The sequence below is a fragment of the Gluconobacter sp. DsW_058 genome, assembly GCF_002153615.1.
Classification (GTDB): Bacteria; Pseudomonadota; Alphaproteobacteria; order Acetobacterales; family Acetobacteraceae; genus Gluconobacter; species Gluconobacter cerinus.
Genome location: NZ_JOPH01000005.1, coordinates 317,916 through 337,728 on the forward strand (window position 1 = coordinate 317,916; position 19,813 = coordinate 337,728).

Annotated in this window: 20 protein-coding genes; 9 read left to right on the forward strand and 11 right to left on the reverse strand. The window is 56.5% G+C overall.

The features are described 5' to 3' along the window. Window positions 1-80: 80 nt before the first annotated feature. The gene (locus HK24_RS04855) at window positions 81-374 is read left to right on the forward strand and encodes a putative quinol monooxygenase (protein WP_198942056.1); all 294 of its coding nucleotides are present in this window, start codon (window positions 81-83) and stop codon (window positions 372-374) included. A 7-nt stretch (window positions 375-381) separates the two neighbouring features. On the opposite strand, the gene HK24_RS04860 is transcribed toward HK24_RS04855, so the two are convergent. Next, window positions 382-948: an NUDIX hydrolase gene (locus HK24_RS04860; protein WP_086633530.1), complete on the reverse strand. Its 567-nt coding sequence runs from the start codon at window positions 946-948 to the stop codon at window positions 382-384. A 49-nt stretch (window positions 949-997) separates the two neighbouring features. On the opposite strand from HK24_RS04860, the gene dinB reads away from it, so the two are divergent. The 4 genes from dinB (at window position 998) to HK24_RS04880 (ending at window position 4,628) form a co-directional block, all read left to right on the forward strand. Beyond that, window positions 998-2,137 carry a DNA polymerase IV gene (dinB, locus tag HK24_RS04865; protein WP_086633531.1) on the forward strand — a complete coding sequence of 380 codons (1,140 nt, stop codon included), beginning with the start codon at window positions 998-1,000 and terminating at the stop codon, window positions 2,135-2,137. Between the two features lie 64 nt (window positions 2,138-2,201). After that, a complete protein-coding gene (locus tag HK24_RS04870; RefSeq protein WP_046900597.1) occupies window positions 2,202-2,687 on the forward strand; it encodes a DUF2501 domain-containing protein in 486 nt (161 codons plus the stop codon). A 154-nt stretch (window positions 2,688-2,841) separates the two neighbouring features. Then, the gene (locus HK24_RS04875) at window positions 2,842-4,038 is read left to right on the forward strand and encodes an MFS transporter (protein WP_046900596.1); all 1,197 of its coding nucleotides are present in this window, start codon (window positions 2,842-2,844) and stop codon (window positions 4,036-4,038) included. Between the two features lie 35 nt (window positions 4,039-4,073). Continuing rightward, window positions 4,074-4,628 carry a TIGR00730 family Rossman fold protein gene (locus HK24_RS04880; RefSeq protein WP_086633532.1) on the forward strand — a complete coding sequence of 185 codons (555 nt, stop codon included), beginning with the start codon at window positions 4,074-4,076 and terminating at the stop codon, window positions 4,626-4,628. Window positions 4,629-4,631: 3 nt separating this feature from the next. On the opposite strand, the gene HK24_RS04885 is transcribed toward HK24_RS04880, so the two are convergent. Next, window positions 4,632-5,102 (reverse strand): GAF domain-containing protein, encoded by a 471-nt coding sequence (locus HK24_RS04885; protein WP_086633533.1) that lies wholly within the window; start codon window positions 5,100-5,102, stop codon window positions 4,632-4,634. A gap of 52 nt (window positions 5,103-5,154) precedes the next feature. Between HK24_RS04885 and HK24_RS04890 the strand changes: the two genes are divergently transcribed. The 3 genes from HK24_RS04890 (at window position 5,155) to HK24_RS04900 (ending at window position 8,300) form a co-directional block, all read left to right on the forward strand. Next, entirely contained in the window at window positions 5,155-5,805 is a 651-nt protein-coding gene (locus HK24_RS04890) for a glutathione S-transferase family protein (RefSeq protein ID WP_086633534.1), read from the forward strand. Window positions 5,806-5,937: 132 nt separating this feature from the next. After that, window positions 5,938-7,416 carry a mannitol dehydrogenase family protein gene (locus HK24_RS04895; RefSeq protein ID WP_086633535.1) on the forward strand — a complete coding sequence of 493 codons (1,479 nt, stop codon included), beginning with the start codon at window positions 5,938-5,940 and terminating at the stop codon, window positions 7,414-7,416. A 137-nt stretch (window positions 7,417-7,553) separates the two neighbouring features. Next, window positions 7,554-8,300, forward strand: coding sequence for a dienelactone hydrolase family protein (locus HK24_RS04900; protein WP_086633536.1), 747 nt, complete (start codon window positions 7,554-7,556; stop codon window positions 8,298-8,300). Between the two features lie 37 nt (window positions 8,301-8,337). Here HK24_RS04900 and HK24_RS04905 read toward each other — a convergent pair whose 3' ends face one another. The 9 genes from HK24_RS04905 to HK24_RS04940 all read right to left on the reverse strand — a co-directional run bounded on the left by HK24_RS04905 (window position 8,338) and on the right by HK24_RS04940 (window position 17,609). Then, window positions 8,338-9,174, reverse strand: a complete 837-nt coding sequence (locus HK24_RS04905; protein ID WP_086633537.1) for an aldo/keto reductase — start codon at window positions 9,172-9,174, stop codon at window positions 8,338-8,340. 198 nt (window positions 9,175-9,372) lie between these two features. Further along, window positions 9,373-10,629: a UDP-N-acetylglucosamine 1-carboxyvinyltransferase gene (murA, locus tag HK24_RS04910; RefSeq protein ID WP_046900589.1), complete on the reverse strand. Its 1,257-nt coding sequence runs from the start codon at window positions 10,627-10,629 to the stop codon at window positions 9,373-9,375. A gap of 14 nt (window positions 10,630-10,643) precedes the next feature. After that, window positions 10,644-11,195, reverse strand: coding sequence for a dCTP deaminase (gene dcd, locus HK24_RS04915; protein ID WP_064275649.1), 552 nt, complete (start codon window positions 11,193-11,195; stop codon window positions 10,644-10,646). 72 nt (window positions 11,196-11,267) lie between these two features. Beyond that, a complete protein-coding gene (locus HK24_RS04920; RefSeq protein WP_086633538.1) occupies window positions 11,268-12,170 on the reverse strand; it encodes a DMT family transporter in 903 nt (300 codons plus the stop codon). 6 nt (window positions 12,171-12,176) lie between these two features. Further along, window positions 12,177-12,353, reverse strand: coding sequence for a hypothetical protein (locus HK24_RS13685; protein ID WP_198150547.1), 177 nt, complete (start codon window positions 12,351-12,353; stop codon window positions 12,177-12,179). Continuing rightward, a complete protein-coding gene (locus tag HK24_RS04925) occupies window positions 12,343-13,527 on the reverse strand; it encodes a glycosyltransferase family 4 protein (protein ID WP_086633598.1) in 1,185 nt (394 codons plus the stop codon). The genes HK24_RS13685 and HK24_RS04925 overlap by 11 nt, the downstream gene beginning before the upstream one ends. Window positions 13,528-13,722: 195 nt before the next feature. Continuing rightward, on the reverse strand, window positions 13,723-15,942 hold the full coding sequence (locus tag HK24_RS04930) for a pyrroloquinoline quinone-dependent dehydrogenase (protein WP_086633539.1): 2,220 nt from the start codon (window positions 15,940-15,942) through the stop codon (window positions 13,723-13,725). Continuing rightward, on the reverse strand, window positions 15,942-16,322 hold the full coding sequence (locus HK24_RS04935) for a glycerol dehydrogenase (protein WP_086633540.1): 381 nt from the start codon (window positions 16,320-16,322) through the stop codon (window positions 15,942-15,944). Before HK24_RS04935 ends, HK24_RS04930 begins: the two co-directional genes overlap by 1 nt. A gap of 159 nt (window positions 16,323-16,481) precedes the next feature. After that, window positions 16,482-17,609 carry a hypothetical protein gene (locus HK24_RS04940; protein WP_198942057.1) on the reverse strand — a complete coding sequence of 376 codons (1,128 nt, stop codon included), beginning with the start codon at window positions 17,607-17,609 and terminating at the stop codon, window positions 16,482-16,484. A 231-nt stretch (window positions 17,610-17,840) separates the two neighbouring features. Here HK24_RS04940 and dnaK point away from each other — a divergent pair, with 231 nt between their 5' ends. Beyond that, window positions 17,841-19,742 carry a molecular chaperone DnaK gene (gene dnaK / locus HK24_RS04945; protein WP_086633541.1) on the forward strand — a complete coding sequence of 634 codons (1,902 nt, stop codon included), beginning with the start codon at window positions 17,841-17,843 and terminating at the stop codon, window positions 19,740-19,742. Window positions 19,743-19,813: the final 71 nt, after the last annotated feature.

The window sequence follows — 19,813 nt, forward strand, 5'->3', positions numbered from 1 at the left end:
CCCTTGAAGGAAGCCCCCAAGCGGCCCATTGATGATCGGCGCTCAGACGCATCTCAGTCTTTTCAAGCGGATCAAGACCTATGCCGAAATCCCTTTATGCCACGATGAAAGCCCTTCCTGGCTGCCGTGAAAAAGTTCGCGACCTTCTCTTAGGTCTGGCAGCCGACGTTCGGGCCGAACCCGGCTGTGAACGGTTTGTCGTTCACACACTGGCGACTGATCCTGACTTCTTTCATGTCGAAGAAACTTACCGCGACGAAGACGCCTTCAAGGCTCACATGGGCACAGACCACGGCCGCGTCTTCAACCAGGCAATCGAAACACTGGTTGAAGACGGTGGCTCGAAAGTTGTGTTTCTTGATACCGTAATCTGAACGGACGTCAGATCAGGCCCTTTGCGCGAATCAGCGCAAAGGCAGCCAGAGACACCATGCATTTAAGTTCGCCACGGGCGATCAGGTTTTCAAATTCGCCCAGCGTCATGTCCTGCGTCGTGATGTCCTGCTCGGTGTCTTCCAGCTCGGTTTCCCCACGCGTGAGGTTACGCGCCAGAAAGACGTGGCCTTTCTGGTTCGAGTATCCGGCCCCCTGATACATCGTTCCCACATGAATCATCTCGCCCGCGCGCAGGCCCGTTTCCTCGCGGAGTTCACCAAGAGCAAGCTCGACAGGATCGACGTTCTCCTTCGTCTCCCACATTCCCATTGGCAGTTCGAGCAGGCGCTCCCCAACCGGGTACCGAAACTGCTGGATCAGGGTCACGCGGCCATCAGCATGCATGGGCAGGATCACCACAAACTCTCCACGCTCGACAATGCCATAAAGGCCCTTCTTGCCGTTGGGGTGAATGATGATGTCCTCTCGCAAGGCCGTCCACGGATTGCTGTAAGCCAAACGGGTTGAGACTGTCTGGAAACCAGCGGCGCGACGGGCGTCTTCGATGCTCATGGACTAATCCGATCTTGTTTCGTTCTTGTTGATCGGCGACACTGTACACATGGAGTCCCGCCGGATCGTGCATATCGACATGGACGCTTTTTATGCGTCTGTCGAACAGCGAGATAACCCGTCCTTACGTGGCCGTCCCCTCGCGGTTGGACGGGGCGAGGCCCGTGGCGTTGTTGCCGCTGCCAGTTATGAAGCGCGTCCTTTTGGTGTGCGCTCTGCAATGCCGTCCCTGAAAGCCAAGCGCCTCTGTCCGGACCTTGTATTCGTACCGGCCAGGTTTGACGTCTATCGCGCTGTTTCCATGCAGATCCACGAGATCTTTGCCCGATATACGCCCCTCATCCAGCCTCTTTCCCTTGATGAGGCCTATCTGGATCTCACGGATTATCTGGGCGCCTATGGTTCGGCCACGTTGGTTGCGGAACGCATTCGTGCAGACATCCGCAAAGAAACCGGCCTTACAGCTTCCGCTGGAGTTTCTTACAACCGGTTTCTGGCCAAACTGGCGTCCGATTACCGCAAACCTGATGGGCTTTTTGTCATCACGCCGCGAATGGGACCGGATTTTGTGCTGAATTTGTCCGTAGACCAGTTCCATGGAATTGGCCCGGCGACCGCTCGAAAAATGAATGCTCTGGGCATTAAAACCGGCGCGGACCTACGGACAATGGATCTGCTCACGCTCACACGCCACTTTGGAAAGGCCGCTTCCTTTTATCATGGCATTTCCCGCGGGATTGATGACCGCCCCGTCCTGGTTAATCGCGAGCGCAAGTCTTTGGGAACGGAACAGACCTATCTGACAGACCTGCGAGATGAAGCCGCTGCACGCAATGCTCTTGGAATGATTGCCACCAAACTCTGGCTACAGGCCCAGCGCAAACAGATCACAGGCCGAACCATAACGCTCAAGGTCAAATACTCAGATTTTCGTCAAATTACCCGTGCCCGCAGTCTGCCTGTCTCTGTTGGGTCCGAGGCCCTTCTAGCCGAAGTTGGGCAGTCTCTCCTGACGCCGCTTTTTCCTTTAGTGCCCGGCGTGCGTCTTCTCGGCCTCACGTTATCGGCTCTCGCGGCGCCATCGCTGGAGATACCGGACGAGAGTTCACAGATGCAGCTTGCTTTCGATCAGCCAGAAACGGCGCTCCCCGAAAATCGACAGGTTTTTCGCTCACTTTCTCTCTTTTGAGCGTTGTTAGGACGCGTAGAGGCAGATCACGCCTCATGGTTGTCCTTACAGGAGTTGAAATTTTATGGTTCCGTTCCGCCTGCCAGCCCTGCTCTCGACTGGCGCAATTGCTGCCATTGCAGCCCTCTCTCTTGGAGGCTGCACATCCGGGATGTCGGCTGCCCAGAATCCGGAAACGCAGGCAGCGGCAACCTCCGCTGCAACTGCCGCAGCCCAGAGCACAGCTTCACAGTTAACCGGAGGCCTGACGGGCGCCCTTGGGCTGCCCAATCTCTCCTCCACCTCCACCAGCAATCTGGCCGGCGTGCTGAACTATTGCGTGACGAACAACCTGGCTACGGGGACGAATGCTACGGGTCTTCTCTCCACTGCCACACAGGCAGCAGGCGTGACCAATAGCCCGGCATACAGTGCTGGCCAGCAGGGCATTCTTCAGGCCGTCAGCAACCAGACAAACACGTCCCAGCAATACTCCCTGTCCTCCCTGGCAGAGCCGTTGCGCCAGAAAGTATGCTCAGCGGTTTCAAGCCGCCTGCAGAACATGCTTTAAGGCCACCTTCTCTCGGGATGTTCATTCCCGAGAGATCACATACTGTTGTTTTTTGGACCTGAGGGGTCCATTGACCGTGACTGATCGTTCAAACTGTCCTATGCCAGACAGGACGTAACCAGTTAGTTACTTAGAGAAACAGGAGATTGAAGGCATGACTGCGGAAGAAACGCCGGTGAGTTCACCGACGAAGCGGGTTCTTACCGTCGTTCTGTTCAATCTTCTGGTTTACATCGTTATCGGGCTTCCCAATGCCGTCCTGACGATCTTTGTACACCATACGCTGGGCTACAGCACGACGATCGCTGGTCTGGCCTTCTCCCTGCAATATCTTGCGACATTTGCAGCGCGCCCTTCTGCTGGTCGGCTGGTAGATAGCATAGGCCCCAAACCGGTTGTTTTAGGCGGATTGGTGACATGCCTCATATCAGGCCTGCTGATGATCGGTGCGGGTTGGTCAGGCGAAACACCAGCCGTTTCCCTTGGAATTTTGCTCTTAAGTCGTCTGTTTCTAGGATGGGCAGAAAGCTGGGCCGCCACGGGCGTTATTGTCTGGAATATTCGCCGGGCCGGAGCTGAAAACACAGCTATTGCCATTTCGTGGAACGGTATCTGTTCTTATGGAGGCATTGCTCTTGGTGCACCGATTGGCGCCAAGCTCTCACAGCTTCCTCATCCTTATGGCGGCATTGTCTCGGTCGGTATCCTATCCGTTATTCTTCCGCTCTTTGGTCTTGCCCTGATCGGCTTTTACAAGGGCATCAAGCCTCTTCCCTCCACGGAAAAGCCCGTTCCATTCACGCGCGCGCTTCGTCTGGTTCTGCCGCATGGCATGGCGCTGGCGGCTGGCTCCATCGGATTCGGTGCCATCTCGTCCTTTCTTGCTTTGTATTATGCCGTTCTACACTGGGAAGGCGCTGCAACAGCCCTGTCCGTCTTCGGTATCGTATTCGTTGTTATCCGGTTCTTTTTCGCCTCACAGATTGCCCGGCGTGGCGGCGTCTTCGTGGCAATTGTTTCTCTGCTGATCGAAGCTGTCGGGCTGGCCTGTCTGGCAATTTTCCCCTCACAAGGGGCCGCTCTGATCGGTGCGGCGCTGACTGGCGCAGGTTTCTCCCTGCTGTTCCCTGCCCTTGGTGTGCTGGCCGTCAACAGTGCTGGCCCACAGAACCGTGGGGCCGCTTTGGGCGCCTATTCGATCTTCATTGATCTGGCGATTGCATGTTCGGGTCTTGTGCTCGGGCAGGTCATCGAGTTTGCTGGCTACAAGACCATGTTCGGCACGACTGCGGTGTGCTGTCTGGTCGGTGTGCTCATCAGCCGTTCGCTTGGGCGGAAGCCTGCCGTCTAAGCGTTCTGCCCGCTTCCTTACAGGACCTGCTTCCCATGACCATTCGTTCCTGCGCTGTTTTCTGCGGCTCCCGCTTCGGCAACTCCCCTGTGTATGCAGAAGGTGCATCCGAACTTGGAACGGCTCTGGCCCAGAACGGAATTACGCTTGTTTACGGCGGGGGTCATGTGGGTCTGATGGGAACCGTCGCGGATGCAGCCCTGACTGCAGGGGGGCAGGTCATAGGCGTTATTCCCGGGTTCCTGCATGATCGCGAAGTCATGCATAAAGGCGTGACAGAGCTTGAAGTGACACCCAACATGCATAGCCGCAAAGCCCGCATGTTCGAGCTTTCAGATGCGTATGCCATCATCCCAGGTGGATTCGGCACGTTTGATGAACTGATGGAAATTCTGACCTGGAAGCAACTCGGTCTGCACCAGGACCCGATTTACATCGTCAATATTGGTGGCTGGGCAAAATCCCTTGTCCGCACCCTAACCGATGCCGTTGAGCAGGGCTTTGCCTCCCCCAACACGCTTAAGCTGTTCACCGTTGTGGAAGACGTTCCCGCGCTGATGAACCATCTGCGCGAAAACGTTCCCGCCTGAAAATCAGGCTGTCAGCGTCTTTTCAAAGGCGCTGACAATCTTCTCGATCATGGCCTGATCTTCCGCATCGAAGCGGTTCTTCACAGGGCTATCAATATCCAGAACTCCGATCAGGTTTCCATCATGGAGGATAGGGACCACGATTTCGGAAGCCGAGGCAGCATCACAGGCAATATGCCCTGGAAACGCATGCACATCCGGGACGACGAGCGTGATTTTCTGCTGGGCAACAGTTCCACAGACGCCTTTCCCAAGCGGAATGCGCGTGCAGGCCAGACGCCCCTGAAACGGCCCAAGAACCAGCTGATCATCCTTGAAAAGATAGAATCCGGCCCAGTTAATATCTGGCAAGGCCTCGAACAGCAGGGCCGCGATATTGGCCATGTTCGCAATCTGATCCGTTTCAGACGCGACAACCGATTCAACGGTTTCCACCAGATCTTCTATGGTCAGACGATGGATAGGCGCACTCATGTCGGATGATCCTGAGTTAAAATGAGATGAAACAGGACCATAAAGCCGTTGCGTGTCTCCGTCACGATGGCCACTCTGTCCTTTTCACCATTACCGGACCAGATCATGGCTAGTTTATGGAATTCCTCTGTCCGGCCATGTGCATCGCGTCCGGCTGTTCCTGTCGATCCTGAAGCTGGATTACAGCTTCGTAGAAGCGTCAATGCAGTCGTCTGAAGTGCTGAAGCTTAATCCGCTGGGCCAAATTCCGATTCTGGAAGACGGCGATATTATCCTGACAGACAGCAATGCCATTCTGGTCTATCTCGCGAAAACCTATGCATCCGACAGTTCATGGCTGCCAGAAGATGCACTCGGCACGGCTCGAGTTCAGAAATGGTTTTCCATTGCTGCTGGCGAGTTGCGATATGGACCGGCTATGGCACGTGCGGCAACGCTCTGGAAGCGCCCGGATGATATTGCCTCGGCTCAGGTAAAGGCTGCGAAGCTGCTTCCCTTCATGAATGATGAACTGAAACAGCGGCCATTTCTCGCAGGTGACATGCCCACACTCGCCTATCTGTCCTGTTACGCTTACATCAAACGCGTACCTGAGGGCGAGGTCTCTCTAGTGCCTTATTCTGCCGTTCAACAATGGCTGGAGTGTATAGAAGCGCTGCCTGACTTTATTCCCATGCCGGAAGCATCTGCTTTCGGGTTATGAATATTTTCATTTCTCTAATGAATCCTCTCGTTGGTGCGAGAAATATTAGAAAAAATTTATATTTAATAAAAACAGTTTCCTCATCACGTCTTCTTCTTAAAAGGGTCGGGCCTTTCGTTCGGAAGAACCATCATGAAACTGACCCCGGAAACTCTGGCCCACCTTCCAGAGACCATCCTCACCTCCCCTTATGATCGCCAGAAGGTGACTGCGGGGATTGCCCATCTCAGTGTCGGAAACTTTCACCGCGCCCATCAGGCCGTGTACACAGACCGCACACTGGCTCTGCCGGGCCAGGAAAGCTGGGGCATTGTTGGCCTTGGGCTGATGGATGTGCCGTCTGAAGTGCAGAAGGCTGAAGCCCTTCAGTCTCAGGGCGGTCTTTACACATTGCGGGAATGCCCATCGGGCCGTCCGGACGTCGTACGGGTTGTAAAATCCCTGGTGGAATACATCCACGCTCCCGCAGACCGTCTGGCAGCCCTAAAGCGTCTGACCGATCCAGCAATCCGCATCGTCACCATGACGATCACGGAAGGTGGATATTACATGGATGAGGCAGGCCACTTCATGGCTGACCATCCGACCATCGTTGCGGACCTCAAGCGTGAAGTGCCGGAAACAGCCTTTGGTATCCTCACCGAGGCCCTTCGTCTGCGCCGTGAAGCCGGTGTGAATGCCTTTACAATCCTCTCCTGCGACAATGTTCCGTCGAACGGAGAGGTTGCGCGCCACGCTGTCCTGTCCTTCGCACGCCTGCGAGACGACGAACTGGCAGACTGGATTTCCCGGAACGTCTCGTTCCCGGCCTGCATGGTTGATCGTATTACCCCAGCGGTTGGACCGGCAGACATTGCTCGCCTCAATAGTGAGAGCGGCATTGAAGACCGCGCGCCGCTGTTCTGCGAAGACTTCATCCAGTGGGTTGTGGAAGACAATTTCCCCGAAGGGCGCCCGGCTTGGGAGCAGGCCGGTGTGCTGTTCACGAACAATGTTGAGCCATACGAACAGGTCAAGCTGCGCATGCTCAACGCGTCCCACTCCATGCTGGCCCTCCCCGCCGTCCTGATGGGTTACCGCTTCGTCAGCGAAGCCATGGAAGACGAGAACCTTTTCCGCCTGCTTCAGCAGTTTCTGGGTTTCGACTCAGAACCACACCTGACCGCTCCTCCGGGCATCAGCCTTCCGGAATATGGGGCCCTCCTGCTCCAGCGTTTCCGCAACAAGGCTGTCAGTGATCAGCTTCTGCGCATTGCGTCGGACAGCACATCCAAACTGCCGGTCTTTATTCGCCCGACAGCCGAGATTGTGGTGAAAGACAACGGTGACATGCGCCGGATCGCGTTCCTGCTGGCCTGCTACTGCGCCTACATGAACGGCCGGGACGACACAAACGCAGACTTCCCTGTCACAGAGCCACGTCTCAGCAAGGAAGATCGTGCACTGGTGACGGACACCGATCCGGCGCGCGCTCTGGATATGGGCGTCTTTGCAGGCTGGGGCCTCACTGACAACCCTGCTTTCGTCCAGCTTTTCACTGACATGCGGCAGAGCCTGCAGGACCGTGGAACCGCTGCGACACTTGCGGACGTCATCACGCCAAAGGGCTAATCAGGGTGTCCTGTGCCGGTTGAGATTAACAACCGGCACAAAGCCCTTTTTTCAGACGACGTTGCGGCACGCCAGTGGGCCGCCTACAAACAGAGCCAGATGCGTTACTTGCAAACTCTCGCAGGGTGGATCGTCTCATGATCATCAGAACTGACGAAAAAATCGATCTTCAAACGCCGACTGGCTCAATGCGTGTCCATATTTTTCGACCGGTTCAGGATGGCCGTTTCCCAGCTGTCATGCTGTTTTCGGAAATCTATCAGGTCACGGCACCTATCGAACGATTGGGCGCCATGATTGCGGGACAGGGATATCTCGTCGCAATCCCCGAAGTGTATCATGAGTACGAACCTGCCGGGACTGTCCTTACCTATGACAAGGATGGAACAGATCGCGGGAATGATCTGAAATACGCCAAACCTGTCTCAGCCTTTGACTCTGACACGGCGGCCCTTGTCGAATGGCTGCAAGACAGCAGCTTCTGCACAGGCGCCATTGGTGCTTTTGGTGTGTGCCTAGGGGGGCATCTCGCCTATCGGGCGGCTCTTCATCCTGCAGTCAAAGCAACAGCGTGTTTCTATGCCACCGACCTGCATTCAGCGACGCTTGGTGAAGGCAAGTCTGATGACTCGCTTATTCGGGCCACAGACATCACTGGTGAACTGATGATGGTTTGGGGCCAGTCAGACCCGCATGTTCCCTATGCGGGACGGCGCATAATCCGGGATAGACTTGAGGACGCGGGCGTCACGCTGGAGTGGCATGAAGTTAACGCCCAACATGCATTCCTGCGTGATGGAGCACCACGCTTCGATGCTGCTCTCTTCCTGCAGGCCATGAACTGGACGAATGCTCTATTTCAGCGCGCTTTGACGCGAGGGTAATCAAAGGGGGCTTGCGCTGCAGGAAGCCCTTCAAACGTCAAAATTCCTCGTAAGTGGCGGGATCCTGATCGGCGAGACGCCCATCCGCACGCGCCAGAGAGGCAATTTTCGTCATATCGTCTTCTGTCAGGGCAAAGTCGAAAATGGACCTGTTCTTAATCTGCCGCTCAGGCGTGGCAGACTTGGGAATGGGCACAGAACCAAGCTGATGATGCCAGCGGAGAATAACCTGCCCGACTTCCTTGCCTAACCGCTCAGCAATTGTTTTCAACAGCGGATTTGTCAGAAGGTCACTTGCGCGCCCCAAGGGGCTCCAGGCCTGCGTAATGATCCCGTGATCATCATTCCACTTCCGCATCTCGTCCTGCGGGAAATAGGGATGCAGTTCAATCTGGTTGATCGACGGAAGGACGCCTGTTTCAGCTTTCAGCCGCTCAAGATGTTCTGGCAGAAAATTGCATACAGCAATTGATCGGATATAGCCGCGCTTCTTTGCCTCAATCAGGGCTTTCCAGGCTTCAACGTACTTACCCTGCTTCGGGTTAGGCCAGTGAATGTAATACAGGTCAAAGTAATCAAGCTGTGTGCGATAGAGGGACTCCTCGATCGTTATCAGCGCAGCATCATAGTCATGATGGCGGCCTGGTAGCTTTGAGGCGACGCGCAGTTCTTCCCGGGGGCGGCCGCTCTCACGCACGGCGCGCCCAACTGCCCCTTCATTCTCATAATTGAACGCACTGTCCAGAGCGTCATAGCCCACGTTGAGGGCACTGTTCATGGCTTCAACGCCCGCAGCGCCATTGAGCTTATAGGTTCCGAACGTAATCGCCGGAATGGTTGTGCCGTCATTGAGCGTGACTGTCGGAATCGTCATTCTCTGCTTCTCCTGACTCTGCCGCATTCAATCCCTTGGGGATTTATCAAATGCCTAAGGAAGACTTTTCGGGTTTGACTTATTACGCCCGACAGAGAGGAAGCGTTTCATAACGGATGGCTTCAGATGCACGAGACATAAAAAAAGCGGTGAGCCGAAATGGCTCACCGCTTGTCTCAAAAGAAGCCTGAACAGTCTTCAGTCTGAAACGCGTTCGATATCAGCACCACATGCTGCGAGCTTGCGATCTACGCCCTCATACCCACGATCCAGATGGTAAATCCGGCTGAGCTGCGTCTCGCCTTCAGCAGCAAGTCCAGCCAGGATGAGCGAGAAAGACGCCCGAAGATCAGTTGCCATGACCGGGGCACCGGACAGCTTCGGAACGCCACGGATAATTGCCGAGCGACCATGCGGATTGATGCGCGCACCCATCCGGTTCAGCTCAGGAACATGCATGAAACGATTTTCGAAAATCGTCTCGGTAATCATGGATGCACCATCCGCAACAGAGAGCATCGCCATGAACTGGGCCTGCATGTCCGTCGGGAAACCCGGATATGGCTCCGTCATGATGTCCACGCCTGTCAGCTTGCCCGTGCGACGGACACGCAGACCACGCGGATCTTCCTCAACTTCAACACCGGTTTCCTGCAGGGTTCGGATTACAGCCCCCAGATCATCGGCACGACCACCGACGAGCAGAAGGTCACCGCCCGTGATGCCCGCAGCGCAAGCATAGGTGCCGCACTCGATACGATCTGGCATGACCGCATAGTTGGCACCATGCAGGCGCTCTACGCCTTCAATGATCAGTGTACCGGAACCTTCGCCCGTAATCTGTGCGCCCATCGCGTTGAGACAGTGCACCAGATCGCTGATTTCGGGCTCACGCGCTGCGTTGACGATTTCGGTACGGCCTTTGGCGAGCGTGGACGCCATCAGCAGATTTTCCGTCGCACCAACACTGGCGAACGGCAGGATAATCCGGTCGCCCTTCAGGCCTTCGGGCGCACGGGCATTGATGTATCCGTTCTCAAGACGAATTTCAGCACCCAGAGCTTCAAGACCTTTGAGGTGCATGTCCACAGGGCGCGTGCCAATAGCGCAGCCACCCGGCAGCGAAACCTTGGCTTCACGGGCACGCGCCAGAAGCGGGCCAAGAACAAGAATGGAAGCACGCATCTTGGAAACGATGTCGTACGGGGCTTCCACCGATCCGATTTCGCCTCCGATAGAGAGGGTGCGCTCACCCACAGCCTCGACGGCGATGCCCAGCCCCTTGAGAAGATCGCGCATCGTCTTGATGTCGGCAATCTGCGGAACGTTGGACAGTACCAGACGATCAGAGGTCAGCAGGCCTGCGACCATGAGCTTGAGGCCGGAGTTCTTTGCGCCCCCGATCTCGATTTCGCCCGTCAGGCGATGGCCACCACGAATAATGAAACGGTCCATGAGTGATGCGCTCCTTACAGCCGAGGCGTGGTTACGCCGGACTGGCGCATGTATTTACCGGCACGATCCGCGTAGCTGACTTCGCAAGGGCTGGCGCCCTGGAAGAACAGAAACTGGCAGATGCCTTCGTTCGCATAGATGCGCGCAGGCAGCGGCGTCGTGTTACTGATTTCGATGGTGACCTGCCCTTCCCACTCCGGCTCAAGCGGCGTCACATTCACGATGATACCGCAGCGCGCATAGGTGGACTTGCCAAGGCAGACGACCAATGTGTCCCGCGGAATACGGAAATATTCGATCGTGTGCGCCAGTGCGAAGCTGTTTGGGGGAATCGTGATGTCACCCGTCCGTGTCACGAAGCTGTTCGCGGCGAAGTTCTTTGGATCGACGACGGCACTGTCCACATCGGTAAAGATTTTGAAGTCTTCCGCGACACGCGCGTCATAGCCGTATGACGACAGACCATAGGAAATAACGCCTTCCCGCTTCTGGTTTTCCACAAACGGTTCAATCATGCCGTGTTCTTTGGCCATCTGGCGGATCCAGGTATCAGGCATGATTGGCATGGACGCATTAACTCCTACACGGGGGGATCGATCTGCTCTACCGACAGCCGCCCGATCACGCAATGTGTCGGTTTAGCCATTTTCCGTGAGGTGCTGTTGCCTTTTGACAAGCCAGCGCGGTCTCATCTCACTGGCAAGAACACCACAGACAATCAAAGCAGCCCCAAGAAGCGTGGTGGCCTGCAGCTGATCGCCCGCCAGCCAACCGACCAGCCCACCCCAGACAGGCTCTCCTGCATAAATCACAGCAGCTTTTGAAGGTGGGACGGACTTCTGAGCCCAGTTCATCACGAGTTGTACCAGAGCACTCAGGCTTCCGAGAGCTGCAGCACAGACAACCCAGATCCATGAAAACGTTGGCACATGCTCCCCGGCGACCGGCATGAGCAAAAGTGCAAAAAGGCCGCCTCCAACAAGCTGACAGACTGTGATTCTACGACTGTCCACGCCTTGGGCAAACAGGCTGATCAAAACAATTTCGGCAGCGATGGCGCATGCTGAGAGCACCGTCAGCAAATCACCATGACTAAAGGTCAGGGTCAGGGCTGCCGGCCCTGCCAGCGCAATCAATCCGGCAAACGCCAGGCCGATTCCGACCCAGCTCATGATGTGCGGGGACTTACGCAGGATGGCCCACTGAAATAATGGCACCAACGGCACATAGAGAGCCGTGATGAATGCAGAACGGCTGCTGGTCACCTCACGCAACCCTGCACTTTGCAGAACATACCCGATTGAAAGGGCAATCCCGATCAGAATACCGGATCGCACTTCTTTCCGTGTCAGACCCGTCATGTGACGACCTGCCAGACACGCCACCATGGCTGCGGCCATCAGAAATCGCACACCGACAAAAAACATCGGTCCGCAATGCTGCATGGCCAGATGCAGGATCAGAAAAGTGCCTCCCCAGAGCGCCGTAACGCCCGCCAACGCCAATTCCTGTGGCGATGGCGTTGGCAGACGAATTTTCATGACGCCTTAGCTTTCGGAAGACGGTGTGGGCGCTGTGGGCCTGATGCGCTGCTGCTGTTTGCGACGCAGAAGATTGGCCCGGAGCGCCTTGGCTTCGCGAGCTGCGCGTGCCTCTTTGGCAGCCTGCGCCTTATCAGTCAGGTGGGCCGTAGCTTTGCCGTTTTCCGTCTTGTCAGTTGTCATCAGTCTGTCCGTCGAAAGATGCTCGAAGATGCGTTCCAAGCAGCTCGTCATATACACCGAGTGTCGCCGACTGCATCTGCCGGATCGTATAATTTCGCAAGACATGCTCACGGGCATTTTCTGCCAGATAGGCAAGCGTTTCATCATCGGCCGACAAAATGCCGACAAGTGCTTCGGCCAATGCCTGAGGGTTATCGGGAGGGATAACGAGACCGGTCTGTCCGGGCAGTACCGTCTCCATCATGGCGCCCTGTGCCGTTCCGATAACGGGTTTGCCCATCATCTGCGCCTCTACAAGCGTTCGCCCGAAGGGTTCAGGCCGCAGAGACGGTGCGACGACAACGGCCGCCAAAGCGCAGGCCGCTGGCATGTCCTGGCATGTCCCTGCGAAGCGAACCCTGTCTTCCAGACCCAGCTCCTGAATTCTTTGCCCAAGAGAAAGCGCGAATTTATGATCCGTTTCCGGGCCAACCAGAACACAGATCCAGGGAGCAACAGAGACCTGTTTGAGAAACTTCAGCGCTTCGATCAGGACTCTCTGCCCTTTCCACGCCGTTAGACGTGCAGGCATCAGGATCACGCGGGCGCCGTGAGGCACTGACCAAGCTTCGGCAAGCTGCTGGATGCGCTCGCCGGAGACCTTTTCCGGGTCAAAAAGAGAGGGGTCGGCCCCACGGGGAATGGTCCGCAGACGATCTGACTGAACACCATATTGCCCGGACAAACGGCCAGCGATGAAATTCGAAATGGCAATCACGCGCGTGCCACGGGCCAAAACAGAATTGTAAAGCTTCTTGCCCCACCAGCCCGCACCATGAACACCATGCCATGTCGTGACGAGCGGGATCCCTTCACGACGACAGGCCAGCCAGGCCGCCCATGCAGGAATACGGGAGCGGGCATGCACCAGATCCACCCCCTGCTGGCGGATCAGTTTCTGAAGATCACGGGCCCGGCGCAGTACAGCAACAGGTGACTTGGATTTCAGGTTGAGCGGCACATGAACTGCGCCGGCATGCCTCAGCTGGATCAGCAATGGGCCCGGCTTTGAAGCGACAATGGCTTTCCCGCCTGCCTGAGTGATGGCAGCGGCGATTTCGATGGCACCGCGCTCAAGCCCCCCAGTACTGAGTGCAGGAAGGACCTGGAGGATCACGGGAGAACGGTCAGTCATGAGCGTTTCGGCGGGCCATTCTGAAAATTTGATCCGAACGAGAAGCCTTCCTGATCGGTCTGCGCCTGAGGCTTTCAGAATGAAAAACAGGCAGAAACGAAAAAGGGAGACGTCCATGCCCTGCTAGCACAGAAGTCCCCCCTTGACGATGGAGTGTAGCGAATGTGCACAGCACATCCGCCACAGTCGTCGGCTTTACTTAACGGCGTCAGGCAAAGCGTAAACCACGAGCTGATCGCTGACTGGCGTCATCATGAAGTGATGACCACCTGCCATGATGGCAACGTACTGATGGCCATTGGCTTCATAGGTCATCGGGTTGGCCTGACCGCCACCCGGGAGCACTGCGCTCCACACGACCTTGCCGGTGTGTTCGTCAATGGCACGGATCTGGTTATCCGTAGCCGCGGCGATGAACACCAGACCGCCACCTGTCACGACGGAACCGCCGTTGTTCGGTGTTCCGATCTCCCAGGGAAGGCCTGTCGGCAGACCCCATGGACCATTAGCACGAGCCGTTCCCAGCGGATGCTGCCAGAGCACCTTCTGACCGTGCTTCATGTCGATGGCCGTGATCATGCCGTAAGGCGGGCGGTTGCACATCATGCCCGTGTACTGATCCCAGAACGGCGTCACGACGATGCCGTATGGCGTCCCGTCCATGGCACCATTACCTTCGGCGCCACCGCCACCTGGCTTGAAGTTAGGATCGTCGATCGGCATCAGACCAAGCTTGTCGGCCTTCTTGCGGGTGACGAGCTGGTCGTACATCGGGGTGATGTTCCAGTTCGCGATCAGGATTCCGCTCTTCTCGTCATAGGACATGGAACCCCAGTCACTGCCACCATTGTAGCCTGGGTATTCAATCCATGGCTTATCAACGCTCGGCGGCGTGAATTCACCAACGTAGTTCGCACGACGGAACTTTATCCGGCAGAAGAGCTGATCAATGGGAGACATGCCCCACATATCCGTCTCTTTCAGATCAGGCACGCGCAGAGCAGGCATCCCGACAGACCAGGGCTGCGTCGGAGAACGCGGGTCGCCTGGAACAACGCCAGGTGACGGAGCAGGACGTTCTTCGACCGGCAGAACTGGCTTGCCTGTACGGCGGTCTAGCACGAAGGTCTGACCACGCTTGGTCGGCATGATGAGAGCAGGAACCGTCTGGCCATCCGGGCCCGGCATATCCATCAAAGTTGCCTGGGAACCGATGTCATAATCCCAGACGTCCTTGTGGGCCGTCTGGAAAACCCAACGCGGAGACCCTGTCTTGACGTCAATAGCCACAACAGCGGACGACACCTTGTTTTCAGCGTCGCTTCGCAGGGCGCTATAATAGTCAGCTGCAGAGTTTCCTGTCGGTACGTAAACAAGGCCCTCCTCGTTATCACCGGTCAGGGTGGCCCAGGAGTTTGGTGTTCCACGGCTGTAATGACGATTGCCGGTAGGCTGGCTGTGATCGGTCGGGTTATTGACGTCCCAGGCCCAGACGAATTTGCCAGTTTCAGCATCGTAGCCACGGATCACGCCAGACGGTGCCCAGCGACGCTGACCGTCCAGCACTTCGTGGTTCACGACCGCAACACCGTTAATGATTGGCGGAGGAGCGGTCATGGAGACGAAACCGGGAACGGACTCTCCAAGGCCTTGCATCAGATTGACCTGACCATTGTGACCAAAGCTAGGACAGAACTCACCTGTTGCCGCATCAACAGCAATCAGGCGCATATCGAGCGTGCCTTCGATAAGCCGATTGTGACAGGGCTGCCCTTCAGGCACGACGGACGACGTGAAATACGTCACGCCCTTGCAGGCTGCCGTGTAGGGAATGGAGTGGTACTTCACATCCACATTCCGACGCCAGATCTGCTTCCCCGTCACCGGGTCCAGCTTCATGATGTCGTTCATGGCCGAACACATATAGAGGCCGTCACCCACCTTGATGGGTGTGGTTTCAGCCGCCCATTTGTTGGTCTGACCCGGACGTGGATAGCTGCCCGTATGATAGGTGAACGCGACCTTCAGGTTGCCAGCGTTCTCAGGCGTGATTTCAGACAGCGGCGAATAACGCGTCTGATGATCATCACGACCATAAGCAACCCAGTCTCCAGGAGCAGGGTTTGCGCTCTGCTGGGGTGCCATGGCAGGCACTTCTGACGGATCAATTGACTCGATATCCGGCAGGTTCGCGGCGTTTACGCCCGGAGCCTGCGGGGCATACGGAGAGGGTCCGGCAAAATAGCTCTGCTCTTTAGGACCGCTCTCAGTAGGCTCATTCGCATTGCCTGGACCAGGAACTGCGGCGGTCGGGGAACCACCCGAGCCTGCGGGAGCGAACTGAGCGTGGGCGGCGAGAGGTGAACAGGCGAGTGCAAGGCCTGCGGCTGTTGCGAGAAGGTTAGACCGACGCATCAGACGGCTCCTCTGAGTGTACGGCGGGATTCCAGGCGGCGAAGGACCGGAATGGTCAGGACCACAAGAATGCCGAGAATGGTCGGGCCGAAAGCGCGCGGCAGAAGGTCAATCGGGCTAACCCCGACTTCCCACAGGGACCAGACCCATGTGTAGGCCAGGGCGCCGAGGTACAGGAATGCGCCGAGCGTGCGACCCATCACCATGAACACCCCGCTGGCAACCAGCACGATCCCACAAATGACGTAGTAAACAGAGCCACCCAGCATCGCGAGGTCAGCCCCCATGATGACAAAGATCAGGCCCACAAGAAGAATAACGACCCCCAGAAGCAGCGTCAGCCACTCCGTCAGAGTCTTCGTGCCGTTAATATTCGGCATAACCGGATGCCTCCCAGACTGAATACCCGGGACGGTATGTCGATTATCCAGCGAGGTCCATTAGAGTTATTCTGAATATCCTTTAACAAAGGCGTGTTTGCGGTAACAAAAATGTGCTTAGAACTATTTGAGAAATGATCATTTCAGCAAATATCAGCATTATCCAGCTGGAATCGTGACCACTGCGCCACCTGTATGGTTGGTTGCAGCGAGAGCACTGAGAACCTGAACCATTGTAAAGGCGAGCTTGCTCTGGAAGTCTTTCTCATCAATCCAGAACCACATATCATTATATTCAACAGCCGCATATCGGCGGTCGGGAACCTTATGTCCTGAATGGATGACAACTTCCGGCCGGTTCTCAATACCCACCTGCCCGATCGTTGGCGGTGTCCGGCCGACCTTGATGTCCTCTTCCGGAACCTCAACCTCATAAGCAAGCTGCGTGAGCATCGCGAGCATCGAGCGCGTCAGGATGGCAATCTGCCCAGGATGCTTGGGATAGGGGCCGTAAACAATTTCCGCCTCTTCAGCCTGGGCATCCAGATGCAGGAGGCGACGCACTTCCGCCTGCGTCGAAAGGAGGCTGCTATCGGATGTCGAAGACAGCACCAGATAGGAATGCTCTTGGCCGTTGCCGTTTTCCGGCTTGGAAGAACTCTTCTTGGTATTGTTGTCATCTGTCGGAGGCGGCGCATCGGTTGTGATGCGGATAGTCATCGCGCCTGCGATCTGAAGCTGACGCAGATCATGCAGCAAAAGATAGAAGCGGACAGAACCTCCACCAAATGGCCCTGCTCCCAAACCCCGAACGTTGGACAGTCCATCGATCGACTGCGCTGTCAGGCGCAAGAGGGTGTCAATGGGAAGACCACCGAGACTCAGGGGCATGATAACAGTGGGAGAAATCGGCCGCACGATATTCTCGGCGTATTGCTGCCCCGTCACCGGCTGATAGGTGAAGGTCGGACTTTCACCCGATGTCATCGTCCCCGTTCCGAAGAGATAATTGCCGACAGCAGTGGCAGGATAGGCATAGAACCCGCCACTCACGCTCTTGGATACGCTATATCCGGCAATAACCTGCGTCGTATCCAGAAACGTCGGCGGATCAGCATAGCGCAGGCGAACGATATTCAGGAGCATCTCGTGCTTCTGGGATTCGCCCAGAGCGCGCGAGTATTCAAGCTCGTCATGCTGAAGCCTGGATGGCCCTATCGGCCCACAGGCAGCAAGACAGATAAGTGCAGCCAGGGGCGTGGCCCGGAATATCAGATTAATTTTCATGACTTATCTCAAAGTGGACCATTCCGTGGCCAAGCGGAAGTCACAACCGTTTCCTGAATGATGCGAACGTATATTTTTCATGAAAGATGTTACCGCCAAGGCTTGAAACACTTTGCTGCCCCGCCTAAATCTGGTCTCGGAAACACGATCCCTTGATGGATCGGATTTTACGTCACAAGGGCTCGCCCCGGTGCCTGACAGGGCCGATGCGAGCCGCTGAAAGGACATATTATGAGCAAAGTCATCGGTATTGACCTCGGCACGACCAACTCCTGCGTTGCAGTGCGTGAAGGCGACGAGACCCGCGTTATCGAAAACAGCGAAGGCGCACGTACGACGCCGTCCATGGTCGCATTCACCGAAAACGGTGAGCGTCTGGTTGGACAGGCCGCGAAGCGTCAGGCTGTCACGAACCCGACCAACACCCTGTATGCCGTCAAGCGTCTGATTGGCCGTCGTTACGATGACCCGACCGTCGCCAAGGACAAGGGCATGGTCCCTTACGAAATCGTCAAGGGCGACAACGGCGATGCATGGGTTCGCGCCCGTGGCGAAGATTACGCCCCGTCCCAGATCGCTGCATTCGTTCTTGGCAAGATGAAGGAAACGGCCGAGTCCTACCTCGGTGAAACGGTTACACAGGCCGTCATCACGGTGCCGGCTTACTTCAACGACGCACAGCGTCAGGCAACTCGTGACGCTGGCAAGATTGCCGGCCTCGAAGTCCTGCGTATCATTAACGAGCCGACCGCAGCTGCACTGGCTTATGGCCTTGGCAAGCGCGATTCCGGCACGGTGGCTGTGTATGACCTTGGTGGTGGTACGTTCGACGTTTCCATCCTCGAGATCTCTGACGGCGTGATCGAAGTGAAGTCCACGAACGGTGATACGTTCCTGGGTGGTGAAGACTTTGATAACCGCGTCATCGACTTCCTGGCTGATGAGTTCAAGAAGGACCAGGGCATCGACCTGCGTGGCGACAAGCTTGCTCTGCAGCGTCTGAAGGAAGCCGCTGAAAAGGCCAAGATCGAGCTTTCCTCCTCCAAGGAAACCGAGATCAACCTGCCGTTCATCACGGCTGATGCATCTGGCCCGAAGCACCTTGTGGTCAAGCTGTCCCGTGCCAAGCTGGAAAGCCTGGTTGACGATCTGGTTCAGCGTACGCTTGGTCCGTGCCGTTCCGCTATCAAGGATGCTGGCGTGTCCACGAGCGAGATTGACGAAGTCATCCTCGTTGGCGGCATGACCCGTATGCCGAAGGTCATCGAGACGGTTAAGGAATTCTTCGGCAAGGATCCGGCACGCAACGTCAACCCTGACGAAGTGGTCGCTATCGGTGCAGCCGTTCAGGGCGCCGTCCTGAAGGGTGACGTGAAGGACGTTCTGCTCCTCGACGTGACGCCGCTGTCGCTGGGTATCGAAACGCTGGGTGGCGTGTTCACCCGTCTGATCGACCGCAACACGACGATCCCGACCAAGAAGAGCCAGACCTTCTCCACGGCTGAAGACAACCAGAACGCCGTGACCATCAAGGTCTATCAGGGCGAGCGTGAGATGGCAGCGGACAACAAGCTGCTTGGCAACTTCGACCTGCAGGGCATTGCTCCGGCGCCGCGTGGCGTTCCGCAGATTGAAGTTACGTTCGACATTGATGCCAACGGTATCGTCAACGTGTCCGCCAAGGACAAGGCGACGAACAAGGAACAGCAGATCAAGATCCAGGCTTCTGGTGGTCTGTCCGACGGTGACATTGATCGCATGGTCAAGGAAGCTGAAGCCAACGCTTCCGCTGACAAGGCCAAGCGCGAGCTGGTCGAGCTGCGCAACAGCACCGAGAGCATGATCCACCAGACCGAAAAGTCCCTCACGGAAGGTGGCGACAAGGTTCCGGCGGCTGACAAGTCTGAAGCAGAAGCCGCTATCGCAGCAGCCCGTGAAGCTCTGGGTGGCGAGAATATCGAAACGCTGAAGAGCGCAAGCGAGCGTCTGACGCAGGCTGCCATGAAGGTTGGTCAGGCCATGTATCAGGCAGATCAGGCCCAGCAGGGTGGTGAAGCTGCGGGTGCGGAAGCCAAGGACGAAAACGTTGTTGACGCCGACTTCGAAGACGTCGACGACAGCAAGAAGCACTGATCGGGTGACTTCCCCAGGTGGGGCTTCCCGCCCCACCTGACCTGTTTTCCGAAGGGCGCCCGTTCCCGCAA